Origin of the sequence: Pseudomonas sp. PvP089 (assembly GCF_017875165.1) — a bacterium.
GTDB classification, from domain to species: Bacteria; Pseudomonadota; Gammaproteobacteria; order Pseudomonadales; family Pseudomonadaceae; genus Aquipseudomonas; species Aquipseudomonas fortuita.
The window spans coordinates 676039-691974 of record NZ_JAGGME010000001.1; the positions used below are offsets into that span (position 1 = coordinate 676039).

At 62.9% G+C, this 15936-nt stretch carries 14 protein-coding genes; 7 read left to right on the forward strand and 7 right to left on the reverse strand.

Annotation, left to right across the window (positions count from 1 at the left end; genetic code table 11):
• Nucleotides 1-3: 3 nt before the first annotated feature.
• Nucleotides 4-801, reverse strand: a complete 798-nt coding sequence (locus tag J3A71_RS03060; RefSeq protein ID WP_096426823.1) for a hydroxymethylpyrimidine/phosphomethylpyrimidine kinase — start codon at nucleotides 799-801, stop codon at nucleotides 4-6.
• 265 nt (nucleotides 802-1066) lie between these two features.
• Between J3A71_RS03060 and J3A71_RS03065 the strand changes: the two genes are divergently transcribed.
• Complete coding sequence (locus J3A71_RS03065) at nucleotides 1067-3055, forward strand: hybrid sensor histidine kinase/response regulator (protein ID WP_060518548.1); 1989 nt, start codon at nucleotides 1067-1069, stop codon at nucleotides 3053-3055.
• Nucleotides 3056-3449: 394 nt separating this feature from the next.
• Entirely contained in the window at nucleotides 3450-3710 is a 261-nt protein-coding gene (locus tag J3A71_RS03070) for a DUF3077 domain-containing protein (protein ID WP_016501785.1), read from the forward strand.
• 85 nt (nucleotides 3711-3795) lie between these two features.
• On the opposite strand, the gene J3A71_RS03075 is transcribed toward J3A71_RS03070, so the two are convergent.
• On the reverse strand, nucleotides 3796-4182 hold the full coding sequence (locus J3A71_RS03075; RefSeq protein ID WP_082422026.1) for a hypothetical protein: 387 nt from the start codon (nucleotides 4180-4182) through the stop codon (nucleotides 3796-3798).
• Nucleotides 4175-5581 (reverse strand): PAAR domain-containing protein, encoded by a 1407-nt coding sequence (locus J3A71_RS03080; RefSeq protein ID WP_096426822.1) that lies wholly within the window; start codon nucleotides 5579-5581, stop codon nucleotides 4175-4177. The genes J3A71_RS03075 and J3A71_RS03080 overlap by 8 nt, the downstream gene beginning before the upstream one ends.
• Before the next feature lie 267 nt (nucleotides 5582-5848).
• Here J3A71_RS03080 and J3A71_RS03085 point away from each other — a divergent pair, with 267 nt between their 5' ends.
• The 3 genes from J3A71_RS03085 to J3A71_RS03095 all read left to right on the forward strand — a co-directional run bounded on the left by J3A71_RS03085 (nucleotide 5849) and on the right by J3A71_RS03095 (nucleotide 9795).
• Nucleotides 5849-7501 carry an acyl-CoA dehydrogenase family protein gene (locus J3A71_RS03085; RefSeq protein WP_016489334.1) on the forward strand — a complete coding sequence of 551 codons (1653 nt, stop codon included), beginning with the start codon at nucleotides 5849-5851 and terminating at the stop codon, nucleotides 7499-7501.
• Nucleotides 7502-7686: 185 nt separating this feature from the next.
• Nucleotides 7687-9150: an AMP nucleosidase gene (amn, locus tag J3A71_RS03090; protein WP_016489333.1), complete on the forward strand. Its 1464-nt coding sequence runs from the start codon at nucleotides 7687-7689 to the stop codon at nucleotides 9148-9150.
• A 6-nt stretch (nucleotides 9151-9156) separates the two neighbouring features.
• Nucleotides 9157-9795 carry a pseudouridine synthase gene (locus J3A71_RS03095; RefSeq protein ID WP_245353434.1) on the forward strand — a complete coding sequence of 213 codons (639 nt, stop codon included), beginning with the start codon at nucleotides 9157-9159 and terminating at the stop codon, nucleotides 9793-9795.
• A gap of 120 nt (nucleotides 9796-9915) precedes the next feature.
• Here J3A71_RS03095 and J3A71_RS03100 read toward each other — a convergent pair whose 3' ends face one another.
• Together J3A71_RS03100 and J3A71_RS03105 are read right to left on the reverse strand one after the other, a co-directional pair.
• Complete coding sequence (locus J3A71_RS03100) at nucleotides 9916-10119, reverse strand: DUF2788 domain-containing protein (protein ID WP_003249787.1); 204 nt, start codon at nucleotides 10117-10119, stop codon at nucleotides 9916-9918.
• Nucleotides 10120-10173: 54 nt separating this feature from the next.
• Complete coding sequence (locus J3A71_RS03105; RefSeq protein WP_016489331.1) at nucleotides 10174-10650, reverse strand: Lrp/AsnC family transcriptional regulator; 477 nt, start codon at nucleotides 10648-10650, stop codon at nucleotides 10174-10176.
• Nucleotides 10651-11045: 395 nt separating this feature from the next.
• Here J3A71_RS03105 and J3A71_RS03110 point away from each other — a divergent pair, with 395 nt between their 5' ends.
• Nucleotides 11046-11882 carry a DUF6515 family protein gene (locus J3A71_RS03110; RefSeq protein ID WP_096426821.1) on the forward strand — a complete coding sequence of 279 codons (837 nt, stop codon included), beginning with the start codon at nucleotides 11046-11048 and terminating at the stop codon, nucleotides 11880-11882.
• Between the two features lie 115 nt (nucleotides 11883-11997).
• Here the strand turns inward: J3A71_RS03110 and J3A71_RS03115 are convergent, their stop codons facing one another.
• Nucleotides 11998-12867, reverse strand: coding sequence for a cation diffusion facilitator family transporter (locus J3A71_RS03115; protein ID WP_016489329.1), 870 nt, complete (start codon nucleotides 12865-12867; stop codon nucleotides 11998-12000).
• 25 nt (nucleotides 12868-12892) lie between these two features.
• Entirely contained in the window at nucleotides 12893-13312 is a 420-nt protein-coding gene (locus J3A71_RS03120; protein WP_096426820.1) for a polyribonucleotide nucleotidyltransferase, read from the reverse strand.
• Between the two features lie 117 nt (nucleotides 13313-13429).
• Here J3A71_RS03120 and hrpB point away from each other — a divergent pair, with 117 nt between their 5' ends.
• Complete coding sequence (gene hrpB, locus J3A71_RS03125) at nucleotides 13430-15913, forward strand: ATP-dependent helicase HrpB (RefSeq protein ID WP_095116501.1); 2484 nt, start codon at nucleotides 13430-13432, stop codon at nucleotides 15911-15913.
• Nucleotides 15914-15936 lie beyond the last annotated feature (23 nt).

Here is a 15936-nt window from a genome sequence, read left to right on the forward strand (position 1 = left end):
GTATCAGGAGCAGAAGTCCAGGGGCAGGCGGCGCGGCACGAACTGGCCCCTGCCCAGCTGTTCGGCGTCACGCAGGGTGCGCCAGGTGTAGTCCAGGGCGCTGCGCACGGCGCTTTCCAGCTGCTCGCCGAGCGCCAGGCGGCCAGCCAGGGCGCTGGCCAGGGTGCAGCCCGAACCGTGGTAGCTGCCCGGCAGGCGCTGGCAGGTCCAGGTGTGGTGCTGACCGTCCTGGGTGTACAGGCGGTTGTGAATTTCGTCTTCGTCGCCGTGACCGCCGGTAATCAGCAGGTGTCTACAGAACGGCAGCAGCTTTTCGGCACATTCGTCGGCGGTGCCTTCAGGCAGTTCGGCGAGGATGCGGGCTTCGGGCAGGTTCGGCGTGGCGATGGTCGCCAGCGGCAGCAGGCGTTCGCGCACGGCGTAGCCGACTTCGTCCTTGCCCAGGCGGCCACCGCCGCCGGCACGCAGCACCGGGTCGCAGACCAGCGGCAGGTACGGGTGGGCGGCCAGCAGTTCGGCGACGGTGTCGACCATTTCGATCGAACCGAGCATGCCCAGTTTGACTGCGGCCACCGTGGAGTCGGCCAGTACGGCATTGGCCTGGGCCAGTACCCACTCGCGGTCGAGCACGCGGAAGTCGGAAACGTTGACGGTATCCTGCACGGTCAGGGCGGTCACTGCGGGTGCAGCGTGACAGCCTTGCGCGATCAGGGCTTCGATATCTGCCTGCAGGCCGGCGCCGCCACTAGGGTCGTGGCCGGAGAGACAGAGGACAACGGGGCGGGAGCTGTAGGTATTCATGGTCGGCGAGCTTACCACCAAACCTGTTTGGGCGGATCGTCCGACAAACGCGTTTTACTGATCGATTGGTCAGATTTTTGATTGGTGTTCTTCTGAAAGTATTGATTTAGAGCCTTTTCTTCGGTTTTTGAGATGGCCGATTGCCAGGTTGCGAAGCTATGCTAGAGTGCTCGGATAACTCGACAAACGGGTGCTGCCGGATCACGTCGTCTCAAACGGATGGGAGGCTAACGCGACGCGACTGGACAGGCCATGCTGGGGCTGTATGCGCTATTTGCTGATTGTGCTTTTGGGCTTGCTGCCCGTGCTGGCCGGAGCGGTCGATTTCGACGACGCTACCCGGCATCTTCCGTTGGGCAAAGCCATGCAGGTTTACGAAGACCTCGATGGCAGTGCCAGCATCGCCCAGGTGAGTGCCCCCGGGTTCGCCAAATACTTCAAACCTCACCACGAAGACGTGCTGAATGCCGGTTACTCCACCTCGGTGTTCTGGCTCAAGGTCGAGCTGCGCCCGGTTGGCGCGCCCAGCGCTGCCCCACGGCAATGGCTGCTTGAGCTGGCCTATCCGCCGCTGGACCACCTCGAACTGTACCTGTCCGACGGCAGGGGTGGCTTTCACCTGGCCCAGCGCACCGGCGATGCCTTGCCCTACGACAGCCGCCAGATCCGGCAGAACAACTACCTGTTCGAATTGCAGCTGCCGCCTGGGCAGGTAACCACCGCCTATCTGCGCCTGCACAGCCAGGGCTCGGTGCAGGCGCCGCTGGCGCTTTGGTCCCCCGAGGCCTACATGGAGGAGCAGCCCACCCGCTTGTATGTGCTGGGAATGATCTACGGCGTGTTGCTGGTGATGCTGGTGTACAACCTGTTCATCTACCTCAGCGTGCGTGACGTCAGCTACCTCTACTACATCCTCTATATTGCCTCGTTCGGTTTGTACCAGGTGTCGGTGAACGGTGCGGGCGTGGCCTACTTCTGGCCCGACAGCCCTTGGTGGGCGAACGCCTCGACGCCGCTGTTCATTGGTGCAGCAGGCCTGTTCGGCTGCCAGTTCGCCCGGCATTTCCTGCAACTGGGCAACATCAGTCGTGGCTTCGACCGGCTGCTGCAGCTACTGATGCTGGGCGGTGCGCTGGTCATGGTGCTGGCGGTGAGCATGCCCTACGGCATTGCCCTGCGCATGGCCACGCTGCTGGCATTACTGTTCACCGTCAGCATCTTCAGCGCTGGCTTGTACGCCTGGTGGCGGGGCTTGCGCGTGGCGCGCTGGTTCATCATCGCCTGGACGGCGTTCCTGCTTGGCGGCCTGGTCAACACCTTGATGGTGCTGGGCTATCTGCCAAATGTATTCATCACCATGTATGCCAGCCAGTTGGGTTCAGCGCTGGAGGTGGCATTGCTGTCGCTGGCGCTGGCGGACCGCATCAACAGCCTGCGTGAGCAGCAGGCGCAGACCTTGCGCGAGACCGGGCGCACGCTGGAGCAACTCAACCTGCAGTTGGCCAGGAGCAACCGCCTGAAAGACGAGTTCCTGGCCAGCGTGACCCATGAGCTGCGCACCCCGATGAATGGCGTGATCGGCTCGCTGGAGCTGATGCACACCCTGCCGATGGACGCCGAAATGGCCCAATACCACCGCACGGCGGTGGGGTCGGCGCAAGGCATGATGGACATGGTCGACGCCATTCTCACCCTGTCCGAACTGCAGGCCGGCCGCCTGCGTGCGCAGCCGACGCCGTTCAGTCTGCGTGCGCTGCTGCAGGGCTTGCGCGCTGGTTATGCAGGGCAGGCCCTGCGCAAAGGCTTGTACCTGAGCCTGGACATACCGGCCGACCTGCCGGACGGGCTGCTGGGTGACGGGCAGAAACTGGCCCAGTGCCTGGGCTGCCTGGTGGACAACGGTTTGAAGTTCACCCATCAGGGCGGGGTGATGATCCAGGTGCGCGGCCGCCGGTTGGGGCCGGGCGACCTGGCCTTGACCTTTACCGTCAGTGATAGCGGGATCGGCTTCGATGACCTGGAGCAGTCGACCCTCTATCAGCGGTTCTTCCAGGTCGACGGTTCGATGACCCGGCGGTATGGCGGTTTGGGGATTGGTTTGTCGATCTGCCGGCAGATGGGGGAGTTGCTGGGGGCGCGGTTGGCGCATGAGTCAACGCGCGGGTTGGGGAGCCGGTTTGAGTTGAGTTTGAACATGGCGATTTCGCAGGTGCAGATGACTCCGAATATCCAACAGACGAGGCGTTCGCTGTAGGTTTTTATTGGGGCTGCTTTGCAGCCCTTCGCGGGCGTGCCTGCGAAGGGCCGCAAAGCGGCCCCAAGAGATTCATTGGCTACGATGATTTCAGACTCTTCCTACGGCTCGGGGCTGGCAACTCCACCCTCCTGCGAAATACCCTACAACCTCTGTCGACACGCATCTGATTGTTCCTGCAAATCCCGCCCTCTAGGCTTTGCCTGTCGCTGACGGTTCAGCGATCGGGTGTGGAAACCTGGCAGTACATATGGTGCTTGTTGTCATGACAGCTGTACGCGGGAGGCTTTCGCCTACCGGGTTTGCCATATGCCTGGATTTCCACTCCGTGTGCAGCTGTCACCCCAACGTGTGGAAACTGACGGGTGGCACATAACGATATGGTGCCCAATCGATGACCGACGAAACCAAAACCACCCCAGGCGTAACCTATTTCTACCAAGGCGAAGGCCAAACCCATCCTCTGTTCCGCATAGCCGAAGGCATCCCCTGCCGCAGCGCCCGCGAGCAGGCCTCCGAGTTGATGGGCTATGCACGGGACTTGTCGCTGACCGGTTTGATGGATGGCGACCAGCAAATGATGTGGGCATCGCATTACTTCGCAGCCATGGCCAAGGCGCTGCTGGATGATGCCGAGCTGGGCTTGATGCGCTGACTTTTGTATTGGCTGTACCGGCCCCTTCGCGGGTAAACCCGCGAATTAGCTGTGCGCTCAGCTTTTTCTGAAACATGTTTGTGTCTCATTTGATCAGCTTCATTAGGTAATATGCCGCTACCCAGGCAATGCCAACAGTATTTAGCGAAGATGCAATGAGTATTTTTCTTCTTAAATACCTGGGGAATTGTAAGTGGTCTTGCTCATCCAATAGCCCAAGGCGAATGCTGGAGGCGGGGGATCCAATGGCACCGGCGATTACAGAAATAACTAGAATTCTGGAACCAATTCTTTGCTCTCCCCACATGCCGGTCGCAAATGGAAGGCACGCGCTACGTTGGAGTGCTGAGGTCATTTCTTTATATTGGCGAGAACAGGCGATGTGAAGGTCAGCTACAAGCCCGATTAAAGCGAGGCAGATAGGAGCGCCTAACAGAAATAATCTTATTTTTACGTCAAGGTGATCAATCATCTCCAAAGACCTCGAAGACTAGTTCGCCTAGCTCCTCGCCTGCTTCCATACCACCGATGCTGCCGGCCAAGGCGCCTCCACCAGTGATCACTATTCCACATGCAACGGCGTAGGGTCCGACTCTCCAGCAAACCTTCGCAGAAATCCTGCCCGCGAGTTTTCCTGCCAACCAGCCACCCGCTAAGCCACCGGAAAAATTACCTGCCTCAGTAACGCTGACTTTTTTACAGGCATGTGTGTTGCCCTCTTTGCACACCTCAGAAATTTTCATAGCAGCTCCGCTACCGCCGATAGCAGTGCCAATACGCCCTCCGGTTTTTAAATATTTAGCCATTTTGGCCAGCTTGTCCAAATGTGTCGAGTAACCAGGGATGTGGCTCGGCGCCCCTGCTTTACGCCAGTGGTGTACTAAGCTTCTTGACGATATACCTAAATCCCGGCGGAGGTTTTCATGATTTCCAAGGTTGAGGCGTTTGTTTAAAAGGGTGGCTTTTAAGTTTGCACTCAGTTGCGTGAACAGTTTTTGACGTTCCGCAAAGAACTCAGGGTGCCTAAGGTGCCCATGCTTGATGAATTGATCTTTATGCAGGTCTTCAATTTTTCGCAGTATGTCGCTGAGTTCATCCAGCGACTTGCCAACCATCGCCTCACTTACCCCCATCGCCAGGCTCACATCGCTGAGCAGCCCGGCAATCTCGGCCTGATGGCGCATCATGAACTCGGCCTCTTCTGGCGTCAGGCTCGCCAACGCTTCCCGCGCCTGTTTCGCCGCACTCATTGCAGTCAGTTCTTCACGCGTACACACCGGCCGCTGCAACCCGTCGCCAATGACAAAGATCTCACCTGCCTTGAACCCACGCTGATAGGTCGGGTTCAGTCGTTCCAGAATCGAGCTAGGCAGGTTGGCCTGCGGCGCGCCGAGTTCTGCCAAGACTTCCTGATACGTCATGCAGCGCGGAACGATGTAGAAGCCAGGCTCCACGCCCTGCGCTGTTTTTGAGGGCTGATGCGCCCCAGGTTGATAGCTGCTGCTTACTTGGTTACTCGCTTGGGCCTGTGGTGGTGCCTCATGAACAGGCTCAGGTGCAGGCGCCCTGCGCGGCGGCGCAGGTGCATATCCACTTGCAACCAGGCGATTGCTGCCCGATGGGCACCCGCATTGCACCAGCGCTCCATCCAGAGCAGTGGGTATGTCGTCCTGCCGCCAACGAGATTCGCCCTCGATGATGGTGCCCGCTTGTCCACAGAGCGGGCAGGGTGTGGTCGGGTCGCCTTGAAGCAGCCAGTTGCGGCCATGCACGCGGCCCCTGGCCCGGCTGGCAATACAAACAGCGCCTGTGGTGGTTTGGTCGCCCTCAAGGCCCTGGTATCGGCCGAAGATGTTCATGCGCATGCTCATGGCTTGCCTCTTTTTTGAGGATGAAAGCCAGGAACCTAGCAGCCTGTAGACGGGTATTTTCGGAGCAGGGGGGCTTTAGGAAGCGTCCTACAGGGGATAGAGAATTGGACTACAAGCCTTGCTGGGTGGCACCGCCTGTCAGCCCTGATGCATTCCCAAGGCATGCGCCACCCCCACCACACGTTTAGTCATTAATGCCCCTTTGACTCCCCGGCGAGCAGTGCTTCACTGGGTCTCTCAAGCCTACCCGGATCCAGGAGCCCCCCGATGAACCTGCACCAGTACGCTGAAACCCACGAAGTCACCAACCAGCCACCGTCCCTCGACGGCGCCAACCTGTACCGCCTCGACCTGCCATTGCAGGAGTGGTCACGGCGTTTCGGCGCGGGCTGGGCCGAGTCGCGGATCGATGCCTATGGCGCCCTGGCGGGGGGGCCGCTGATGCAGGCAGGTTTCCTGGCCAACGCGCACAAGCCGGAGTTCATCAGCCACGACCGCTACGGCCATCGCATCGACCTGGTCGAGTTCCACCCGGCCTACCACCAGCTGATGCGCACCGCCGTCGAGCACGGCCTGCCTTCCTTGCCTTGGGCCGAACCCCGCGCTGGCGCCCATGTGGCACGGGCTTCGATGACCTACCTGCACAGCCAGGCCGAAGCTGGTACCGGCTGCCCGCTGACCATGACCTTCGCCGCCGTGCCGGCGCTACGCCTTCAGCCCGAACTGGCCGAGTACTGGCTGCCGAAAATCCTGGCCTGCGAATATGACCCGCGCAACGTCGGCGACCGGCACAAGGCCGGGGTCACCCTGGGCATGGCCATGACCGAGAAGCAGGGCGGCACCGATGTGCGCGCCAATACCACGCGGGCGTATCCGGTGGGCGCACCTGGCCCGGGGCAGCCGTACGAGCTGGTCGGGCACAAGTGGTTCTGCTCGGCGCCGATGTGTGATGCATTCCTGACGCTGGCGCAAACCGAAAAAGGCCTGAGCTGCTTCCTGCTGCCGCGCCACCGCCCGGACGACAATCGCAACCAGTTCTATATCCAGCGCCTGAAGAACAAGCTGGGCAACAGCTCCAACGCCTCCAGCGAAGTGGAGTTCCGTGGTGCGCTGGCGTGGATGATTGGCGAAGAAGGGCGGGGTGTGCCGACCATCATCGAGATGGTCGCCATGACCCGTTTCGACTGCATGGTGGGCTCCAGCGCCCTGATGCGTCAGGCGCTGACCCAGGCGACCCACCACTGTGCGTACCGCAAGGTTGGCGGGCGGGTGTTGAACGAGCAGCCGCTGATGCAGAACGTGCTGGCCGACCTGGCCTTGGAGAGCGAGGCTGCACTGGCCCTGAGCCTGCGCATGGGGCAAGCGCTGGAGCAACTGGACGACCCGCAGCAGGCGCATTTCGCCCGGTTGGTCACGGCGGTGGGCAAGTACTGGATCTGCAAGCGCGCGCCGGCCATGATCAACGAGGCCGCCGAATGCCTGGGCGGTGCGGGTTATGTCGAAGACAGCATCCTGCCGCGACTGTACCGCGAGGCGCCGGTCAATTCGACCTGGGAAGGCTCTGGCAACGTACAGTGCCTGGATGTGCTGCGGGCCTTGTCCAAAGAGCCGGGCGTGCTCGATGCGCTGTTCACCGAATTGGGCGATGGGCATGGGGATCCGCGCCTGGCGGCGCATATCGGCAACCTCAAGGGGGCATTTGTCGACACCGGCGACATACAGTACCGCGCGCGGCAGCTGACCGAGGATATCGCCCTGGCGCTTCAGGCCAAACTGTTGCTGGAGGCGGGCAATGCGGTGGTCAGTGACGCGTTCATCGGTAGCCGGCTGACGGGTGGTGGACGGGTGTATGGGGCGCTGCCTCGGGGTGCCGATGTGCAGGCACTGGTGAGCAGGGCAACACCTGCCTGGCCGAGTTGAGCTGGCTTTGAAGGGCTCACCGCCGGCAAGCCAGCTGCCACAGGTCATGCACAAGGTTCGATGCCGGTGGAGTACTTGTGGCAGCTGGCTTGCCGGCGATGAGGCCGGTACTGACCGCCGGGGATGTAATTGCCACGAAACGCAGGCAAGATGGCCCACATGCATGTCCAGACAGGAAGCACAGTGTGAGCCACGCTTTTGTAGTCGTTGATACCCCCGAACAGGCCGTCGACCGTCTGGCGGCCCTGCATGAACAGGCCACGGGGGCCCTTAGCCAGGCCCTCAAGCGATACCTGAAGGACCGTACCGAGCCGGGCGCCGACGAGCGCGACCTGTTCCGTTACCCGGCACTGCGCCTGACCTACTACAGCCACGGTGAGGTTGCCGCCACCACGCGGGCCTATGCCAAGGTCCAGGTGGCCGGCACTTACAGCGTCACCGTCACCCAGCCCGCCGCGTTTCGCGGCTACCTGCTGGAGCAACTGCGCCCACTGATGCACGACTACACCGTCACGGTAGAAGTGGGCATCAGCGAGCAGAACATTCCCTACCCTTATGTGGTTGACCAGGGTGACGAACTGGCCGGCAGCGGTATTACCGCCGCGCAGCTGGCACGGGTATTCCCCAGCACCGACCTGTCGGCCGCCACCGACAACATCGCCGATGGCCTTTACGACTGGGACCGTGCCGAAATTTTCCCACTGGCGCTGTTCGACGCCGCGCGCGTCGACTTTTCGCTGCGCCGCCTGGTGCACTACACCGGCAGTGACTGGCGCCATGTGCAGCCGTGGATCCTGCTGACCAACTACCACCGTTATGTCGACCAGTTCATCAGCCACGGTCTTGAGCAACTTCGCGACGACCCGCGCTTCGTGCGCATGGTGCTGCCGGGCAACGTGATCATCGAAAAAGCCATGGACCATGGTGAAACCCAGGCCCTGGTCGCCAGCGTGATCTGGCACCGCTACCAGATGCCGGCCTACCACCTGATCGCCGCCGATGGCGACGGCGTGACCTTGGTCAACATTGGTGTCGGCCCATCCAACGCCAAGAACATCACCGACCACCTGGCCGTGCTGCGTCCGCACTGCTGGCTGATGATCGGCCACTGCGGCGGCCTGCGGCAGTCGCAAACCATTGGCGACTACGTGCTGGCCCACGCCTATATGCGCCGTGACGGCATTCTTGACCGGGTAGTGCCGCCGAACATCCCGATTCCCGCCCTGGCCGAAGTGCAGATGGCCTTGCAGGAGGCTGCCGCGCAGGTCACCGGTGAGCGTGGCGAACAGCTGAAAAAGCGCCTGCGCACCGGTACCGTGCTGACTTACGACGACCGTAACTGGGAGCTGCGCTGGGCGCAGGAGCGTCCGCTCATCAACTTGTCGCGCGCCGTGGCGGTGGACATGGAAAGCGGCACCATTGCCGCCCAGGGTTATCGATTGCGCGTGCCGTACGGCACCTTGCTGTGTGTCTCCGACAAGCCGCTGCACAGCGAGATAAAGCTGCCAGGTTCGGCCAACGCCTTCTACAACCGGGCGGTCAGCCAGCACCTGAAGATCGGCATTGCGGCCCTCGACCTGTTGCGCACCGAGCTCAACTCGCTGCACTCGCGTAAACTGCGCAGCTTCGATGAGCCGCCGTTCCGCTGAGGATCCATGTCACTGCCACCCCGTAACAAGCCGCGCCGTCCCCAGGCGCGGCCTGCCGCCGGCCCGCGTCGCCAGCCCAAGGCGCCACCGGCCGAGCCGCGCCTGATCCTGTTCAACAAACCGTTCGACGTGCTGACCCAGTTCAGCGACGGCGAAGGGCGCGCGACCCTCAAGGACTTCATCGACATCGCAGGCGTGTACCCGGCCGGCCGGCTGGACCGTGACAGTGAAGGCTTGCTGTTGCTGACCAACGATGGCGGGCTGCAGGCGCGTATTGCCGACCCCAGGCACAAGCTGGCCAAGACTTACTGGGTGCAGGTGGAGGGGGAACCGAGCGACGAGCAGTTGCAGCGTTTGCGTAATGGCGTGGAGCTGAACGATGGGCCGACCTTGCCGGCCGAGGCACGGCGCCTGGAAGAACCCGAACTGTGGCCACGCACCCCCCCGGTGCGCTTTCGCAAGAGCGTGCCGACCAGCTGGCTGGAACTGGTGATCCGGGAGGGGCGTAACCGGCAGGTACGGCGGATGACGGCGGCGGTTGGGCTACCGACCTTGCGCCTGGTGCGGGTGCGGATCGGGGATTGGGCGCTGGATGGGCTGGAGCAGGGTTGCTGGCGCGAAGTAGTTCCGAAGCTACAGCGATAAGGGGGGCCGCTTTGCGGCCCATCGCGACACAAGGCCGCTGTGACAGGTACAGGGCCAGCCTCAGGCATGTGTATTCCCTGTTGGAGCGGGCTCGCGTCGCGAAAGGAGCGCAAAGCAGCCTTACACCCCTTCGAGAAACCCCACCACCACGCTCTTGATGATAAAGGCCAGCACCCCCAGCCCCAGCACGAAGAACAGGATCAACGTCCCGAACTTGCCGGCCTTGGACTTTTTCGCCAGGTCCCAGACGATGAAGCCCATGAAACCGATCAATACGGTGACCAGGATGATCATCATCCACTCTTCGAATACGGCGGGATCCATCTGTGTTCTCCAGGCAGGCTGAGCAGCTGATTATACGCGGGCTACCGTGGGTATTTAACGCAGGTGGGTCAATGGCAGCTCGGTGCTGGCCAACACCTGGTTGAGCACAAAGCTCGAACGCACGCTGGTGACGCCCTCGATGCGGGTCAGGCTGCCTAGAAGCAGTTTTTGGTAATGGTCCATGTCTGGCACCACCACTTTGAGCTGGTAGTCGGCATCCATCCCGGTGACCAGGCTGCATTCAAGCACCTGCGGCAGGACACGGATGGCCGCCTCGAAGGTTTCGAAGCGCTCCGGGGTGTGGCGGTCCATGCCGATCAGCACGTAGGCGGTCAGGCTCAGGCCCAGCTTCTTGCGGTCGAGCAGGGCCACCTGGCGCGAGATGTAGCCGTCGTCCTCCAGTTGCTTGACCCGACGCGAGCATGGCGACGGCGACAGGCCGATGCGTTCGGCCAGTTCCTGGTTGGAAATGCGCGCATCGCGCTGCAATTCGGCGAGGATGCTCAGGTCGTAGCGGTCAAGTTTGCTCATGGCATTTGCCTTTTCTGTACGTATTGCGGCGAATTATCAATCCAGGGTGAAAAATTGCGCAAGTGCTATTTATCTGAGCAATCTTCGCAATCCTCTGCCGCAACCTCTCCGGTATCTTTATCCACAGAATCACTGCCCGGACATCAGTCCACGGCGACGCGCTCTAGGCGGGCGGTCGCGGCCAGCCATCCAACAGGATGCGCCAGGCCCCCGGGCTACACACCCTTCAGAAGACGGTGTGAGGTGAGCCGGCGCCACAAGTGCCGAGCACGGACGACAATTTCAGAAGGGAGGCCCTGCGGCCTCCCTTTTTTCTGTCTGGAAATTTAATTGGCCTGGGTGGCCGTCACGGTAGACTGGCTGTGATTGCAGCATTTTCTACCGAGAGGAACACCATGAAGTCGCGCATCTGGCAGTTGGCAGGTGTTGGTTTGCTAGGTTTGAGCATCAGCCTGGGGGCTTTGGCCGAAGGGCCGGTTGAGGGGCATGGCGAACGAGGCCAGCAAGGGCAAGCAGATGGTATGCCCGGCCGCTCGCTGAACTCACGCGACGAAGTGCGCCAGACCCAGCCGCCAAGGCAGGGCTACTACCAGGACATTCCCCGGCGCCATGGCGATAACCGTCAATGGGAAGCCGGCGGCCCTGGGCAACGCCCGGGTGGTGATTGGCAGGGGCGCCCGGATGGCCATGGCAACGGCTGGGGGCCTGGGCCGCAGTATCGCCCGGGGCACACGGTGGATCATTTCCCCGACCGCTACTGGAAAGTGCCCTACCGTGGTGCTGACTACTTCTACTCCGGTGGCTACTGGTATCGCCCGCATGGCGGCAGTTACATCGTGGTGACGCCGCCTTACGGCGTGCGGATCAATTACCTGCCGCCCTATGCGCAGGAGGTATGGCTGGGTGGTGCGCTGTTCTTCCTGGTGGCGGACACCTATTACCAGTATCTGGCTGACAGCCAGGAGTATGTGGTGGTCAACCCGCCCTCCATCGCGCCGGCACCCGTACCGGTGTCACCGGCCAACGGCGGGTACGACGTGGTGGCTTACCCGATGAACGGGCAGGGGCAACAGCAGCAGGAGCAGGACCGCTACCAGTGCCATCGCTGGGCGGTGAGCCAGTCGGGATTCGACCCGGCGACGGCGACTTACGCACCGGCGGCCAATGTGCTCGACACCTATCGCCGGGCGCTGGGTGCCTGCTTCAGTGGCCGGGGTTACAGCATCAACTAAGCCAGTTGTGCTGTCGGTCCCGGCCCTGTCGCCGGCAAGCCAGCTCCCACAGGTATTGCGCATGCCCTCAGGCCGGTCACGCCTGTGGGAGCTGGCTTGCCGGCGATTTGCAGATTCACACCGGGTCGGCGTGCACCATCACATCCGCTTGTGGATAACGCTGGCGGATCACCCGCGACGCCTCCACACACAACCCATGCGCGTCATGCAGCGGCAACTGCCCCGGCAGCTCCAGATGCAACTGCACGAACCACTGATTACCCGACACCCGCGTGCGCAGGTCATGCACACCTTTCACGCCGGGTATGGCCAGAACCAACGCGCTCATGTCTTCGCCCACATCGCCGGGCAGTTCCTTGTCCATCAGTATCGACGTACTTTCGCGGGCAATCTGCAATGCGCTCCAGAGGATGTAGCAGGCAATGCCCAGGCCGAACAGTGCATCCAGTTGTGGCCAGCCAAAGCGTGCCAGCAACAGGGCCAGCAGAATGCTGCTGTTCAGCAACAGGTCCGAGCGGTAGTGCAGGGAGTCGGCCCGTACTGCGGTGGAGCCGGTCAGGCGAATGACCTTGTGCTGCAGTGCCAGCAAGGCAAGCGTCAGCACCAGTGACAGCAGCATCACTGCAATGCCGACACCGGTGTCGCCCAAAGGCTGCGGCGTGTGCAGGCGTTCGGCCGCCTGCACGCCAATCAGCACCGCACTGACGCCGATGAACAGCGCCTGCGCCATACCGGCCAAGGCTTCGGCCTTGCCATGGCCAAAACGGTGGTCGTCGTCGGCGGGGCGCAAGGCGTAGTGCACGGCGAGCAGGTTGATAAACGACGCGACAGCATCCAGTGCCGAGTCGGTCAACCCGGCCAGCAGGCTGACCGAGCCGCTCAGCCACCAGGCCAGGGCCTTGCTCAGCACCAGGATACTGGCCACCGCCAGTGAGGCGCGGGTGGCCAGGCGTAGCAGGCGCTGGTGTTCGGCTGGGGTGATCATCCGTGGTCAAGTCCGTGTGTGGGGTTCAGGCTGCCGGCACCAGGCCCAGGCTGGCCAGCTGTTCGACGCTGCCGCGGTGCTGGATCAGCCGTGGGTCGTTCAGCGGCAGGCGCTGGCCCAGTTCGCTTTCGAGAATGGCCTGCAACTTCAGGTTGTCGACCTTGCCGTCGGGGCTTACCGCTTCTTGCAGCTTGGCCGGGTCGACCTGGGCGGTGCGGCCACCCGGGTAGTAGATGGCGCCGGTGGCAAAGTCGATGCCGAAGGCAATCAGCCCCGGGATCACGTAGAACAGGATGCCGATGGCGTCCATTACGGCTACCACGGGGTCGATCTTGCCGCCGATCTGGCCGCGCCGGTCCGGGTAGAAAATGGTGCCGCAGGCCGTCAGCTGGGTCAGCAAGGTGGCGATGAGAGCGCCGCCGATGACGCGGGATGGGATGCGCATGTAAATCTCCGAGAGGGTTTTCAGCAGGGCAAGCGAAGCGCCTGCGCCTGAAGCTTAAGACCATGATAGAGCAGGCTGGGTTCGCCGTTATACTCGCCAGATTGTTCGAGGACCACCATGATTTCATTACCGATCGATGCCGTCTTGCCTGCCTTGCGCCAAGCCCTGGAAAACCGTCACGAAGCCGTGCTCGAAGCGCCACCCGGCGCCGGCAAGACCACCCGCGTGCCGCTGGCGCTGCTGAACGAGCCGTGGCTGGCCGGGCAGACCATTCTCATGCTCGAACCCCGGCGCCTGGCGGCGCGGGCGGCGGCCGAACGGCTGGCCAGTGAACTGGGCGAGCAGGTCGGTGAAACGGTGGGTTATCGCATTCGCCTGGACAGCAAGGTCGGGCCGAAAACCCGTATCGAGGTGGTGACCGAAGGCATTCTTACCCGCCGCCTGCAAGCCGACCCGGCGCTGGAAGGTGTGGGCCTGCTGATCTTCGACGAATTTCACGAGCGCAGCCTGGATGCCGACCTGGCCCTTGCCCTGAGCCTCAATGGCCGTGAGTTGCTGCGTGACGACCCGCCACTGAAGATCATGCTGATGTCCGCAACCCTGGAGGGCGAGCGCCTGTCACGGCTGCTGGATGAAGCCCCGGTGGTCAGCAGCGAGGGCCGCATGCACCCGGTGGATATCCGCTGGGGGCGGCCTTTCCAGCCGGGCGAGTTCATCGAGCCACGGGTCGTGGACAGCGTGCTGCAGGCCTTGGCCGAGCAGACGGGGAGCGTGCTGGTGTTCTTGCCCGGCCAGGCCGAAATCCGCCGGGTGCACCAGAGCCTGCAGGAGGCACTGGGCGAGCGGCCGGAGATTTTGCTGTGCCCGCTGCATGGCGAACTTGACCTCAATGCCCAGCGCGCAGCCATCGACCCGGCGCCCAAGGGCCTGCGCAAGGTGGTGCTGGCCACCAATATCGCCGAGACCAGCCTGACCATCGACGGCGTGCGCGTCGTGATCGATGCCGGCCTGGCCCGGGTGCCGCGGTTCGATCCTGGCAGTGGCATGACCCGGCTGGACACCCAGCGTATCTCCCGCGCCAGCGCCACCCAGCGCGCCGGCCGTGCCGGCCGGCTGGAGCCGGGCGTGTGCTACCGGCTGTGGTCCGAGGCCCAGCATGACCAGTTGGCTGCCCATGGCAGCGCCGAAATCCTCCAGGCCGACCTGGCTGGTTTGGCCCTGCAACTGGCGCGTTGGGGCGTCGCACCTCATCAGTTGCGCTGGCTCGACCAACCGCCCAGCGCAGCGTTTTCCCAGGCTCAGGACCTGCTGGCGCGCCTGGGGGCATTTAAACCGGGCAGCCGCGACAACCTCAGCGATCACGGCCAGGCCATGGCCGAGCTGCCGGCTCACCCGCGTATCGCCCATTTGTTGCTGCGTGGTCAGGGCCTGGGTTTGGCCGCCATGGCCTGTGATGTGGCGGCGTTGCTCGGCGAGCGGGATATCCAGCGTGGCGGCGGTGCCGACCTGCACAGCCGGCTGGCGTTGATCAGCGGCGAGACCAAGGCCAGCCGAGGCGGCCAGGGTGGCGTGCAGCGCGCCCGGCAGCTTGCGCGTCAGTACCGTGGCCTGTTGCGCGGCAAGGCCAAAGCCGCCGTCGCTGACCCTGATCACCCGCGCTGGCTTGGGGCCCTGCTGGCGCTGGCCTATCCCGACCGGGTTGCGCAGCAGCGGCGTGAAGGGGGCGCCGAGTATCGTCTGGCCAACGGCCGTGCAGCCTTGTTCGGTGAGGTCGATGCGTTGATGAAACACCCGTGGCTGGTGATCGCCGACCTGGGCAGCCGCCAGGGCCAGCGCGAAGAGCGTATCTACCTTGCGGCAGCATTCGACCCGGCGCTGCTCGATGATGTGCTGGCCGAGCAGGTAGAACGCGTCGATCTACTCGACTGGGACGAGCGCGAGCAGGTGCTGCGTGCCGAACGCCAAACCAAAGTGGGTGAGCTCATACTAAGCCGCGAACCACTGACCGGCCTGGGTGATGAAGCGCGCGCCAAAGCGCTGCTCGGCCTGGTACGACGCAAAGGCCTGAACCTGCTGACATGGACACCGGAACTGCGCCAGTGGCAGGCACGGGTGGCACTGTTACGCCAGCTGGACCTGGACAGGGGCGGGCAAAGCGAATGGCCCGACCTGGGTGACGAGGCGCTGCTCGCCAGCCTGGAAGACTGGTTGCAGCCCTACCTTGGCAAAGTGTCCCGCCTCAGCCACTTCAGCGCGCTGGACCTGCCGTCGATACTGCGCAACCTGCTGCCCTGGCCGCTGCCGCAACGCCTGGACGAACAGGCACCCGCGCATCTGGCCGTGCCGTCCGGCTCGAACATCCGCCTGGACTACAGCGAAACCCCGCCGATTCTTGCCGTGCGCCTGCAAGAACTGTTCGGCCTTGCCGACACCCCGCGCATTGCCAATGGCCGGCAGCAGGTCAAGTTGCACCTGCTGTCACCGGCACGCCGACCCGTGCAGGTGACCCAGGACCTGGCCAATTTCTGGCGCACCACTTATGCCGAGGTAAAGAAAGACCTGAAAGGGCGGTACCCCAAGCTATCATGTCTCGTTAAATGAAAGTGTTTATCGTGAAACATTCT

Excerpts from the sequence above, each read along its gene's own strand:
- J3A71_RS03060 (WP_096426823.1), bottom strand. The coding sequence starts at position 801 with ATGAATACCTACAGCTCCCGCCCCGTTGTCCTCTGTCTCTCCGGCCAC.
- J3A71_RS03065 (WP_060518548.1), top strand. The coding sequence starts at position 1,067 with ATGCGCTATTTGCTGATTGTGCTTTTGGGCTTGCTGCCCGTGCTGGCC.
- J3A71_RS03070 (WP_016501785.1), top strand. The coding sequence starts at position 3,450 with ATGACCGACGAAACCAAAACCACCCCAGGCGTAACCTATTTCTACCAA.
- J3A71_RS03075 (WP_082422026.1), bottom strand. The coding sequence starts at position 4,182 with ATGATTGATCACCTTGACGTAAAAATAAGATTATTTCTGTTAGGCGCT.
- J3A71_RS03080 (WP_096426822.1), bottom strand. The coding sequence starts at position 5,581 with ATGAGCATGCGCATGAACATCTTCGGCCGATACCAGGGCCTTGAGGGC.
- J3A71_RS03085 (WP_016489334.1), top strand. The coding sequence starts at position 5,849 with ATGAACCTGCACCAGTACGCTGAAACCCACGAAGTCACCAACCAGCCA.
- J3A71_RS03095 (WP_245353434.1), top strand. The coding sequence starts at position 9,157 with ATGTCACTGCCACCCCGTAACAAGCCGCGCCGTCCCCAGGCGCGGCCT.
- J3A71_RS03100 (WP_003249787.1), bottom strand. The coding sequence starts at position 10,119 with ATGGATCCCGCCGTATTCGAAGAGTGGATGATGATCATCCTGGTCACC.
- J3A71_RS03105 (WP_016489331.1), bottom strand. The coding sequence starts at position 10,650 with ATGAGCAAACTTGACCGCTACGACCTGAGCATCCTCGCCGAATTGCAG.
- J3A71_RS03110 (WP_096426821.1), top strand. The coding sequence starts at position 11,046 with ATGAAGTCGCGCATCTGGCAGTTGGCAGGTGTTGGTTTGCTAGGTTTG.
- J3A71_RS03115 (WP_016489329.1), bottom strand. The coding sequence starts at position 12,867 with ATGATCACCCCAGCCGAACACCAGCGCCTGCTACGCCTGGCCACCCGC.
- J3A71_RS03120 (WP_096426820.1), bottom strand. The coding sequence starts at position 13,312 with ATGCGCATCCCATCCCGCGTCATCGGCGGCGCTCTCATCGCCACCTTG.
- hrpB (WP_095116501.1), top strand. The coding sequence starts at position 13,430 with ATGATTTCATTACCGATCGATGCCGTCTTGCCTGCCTTGCGCCAAGCC.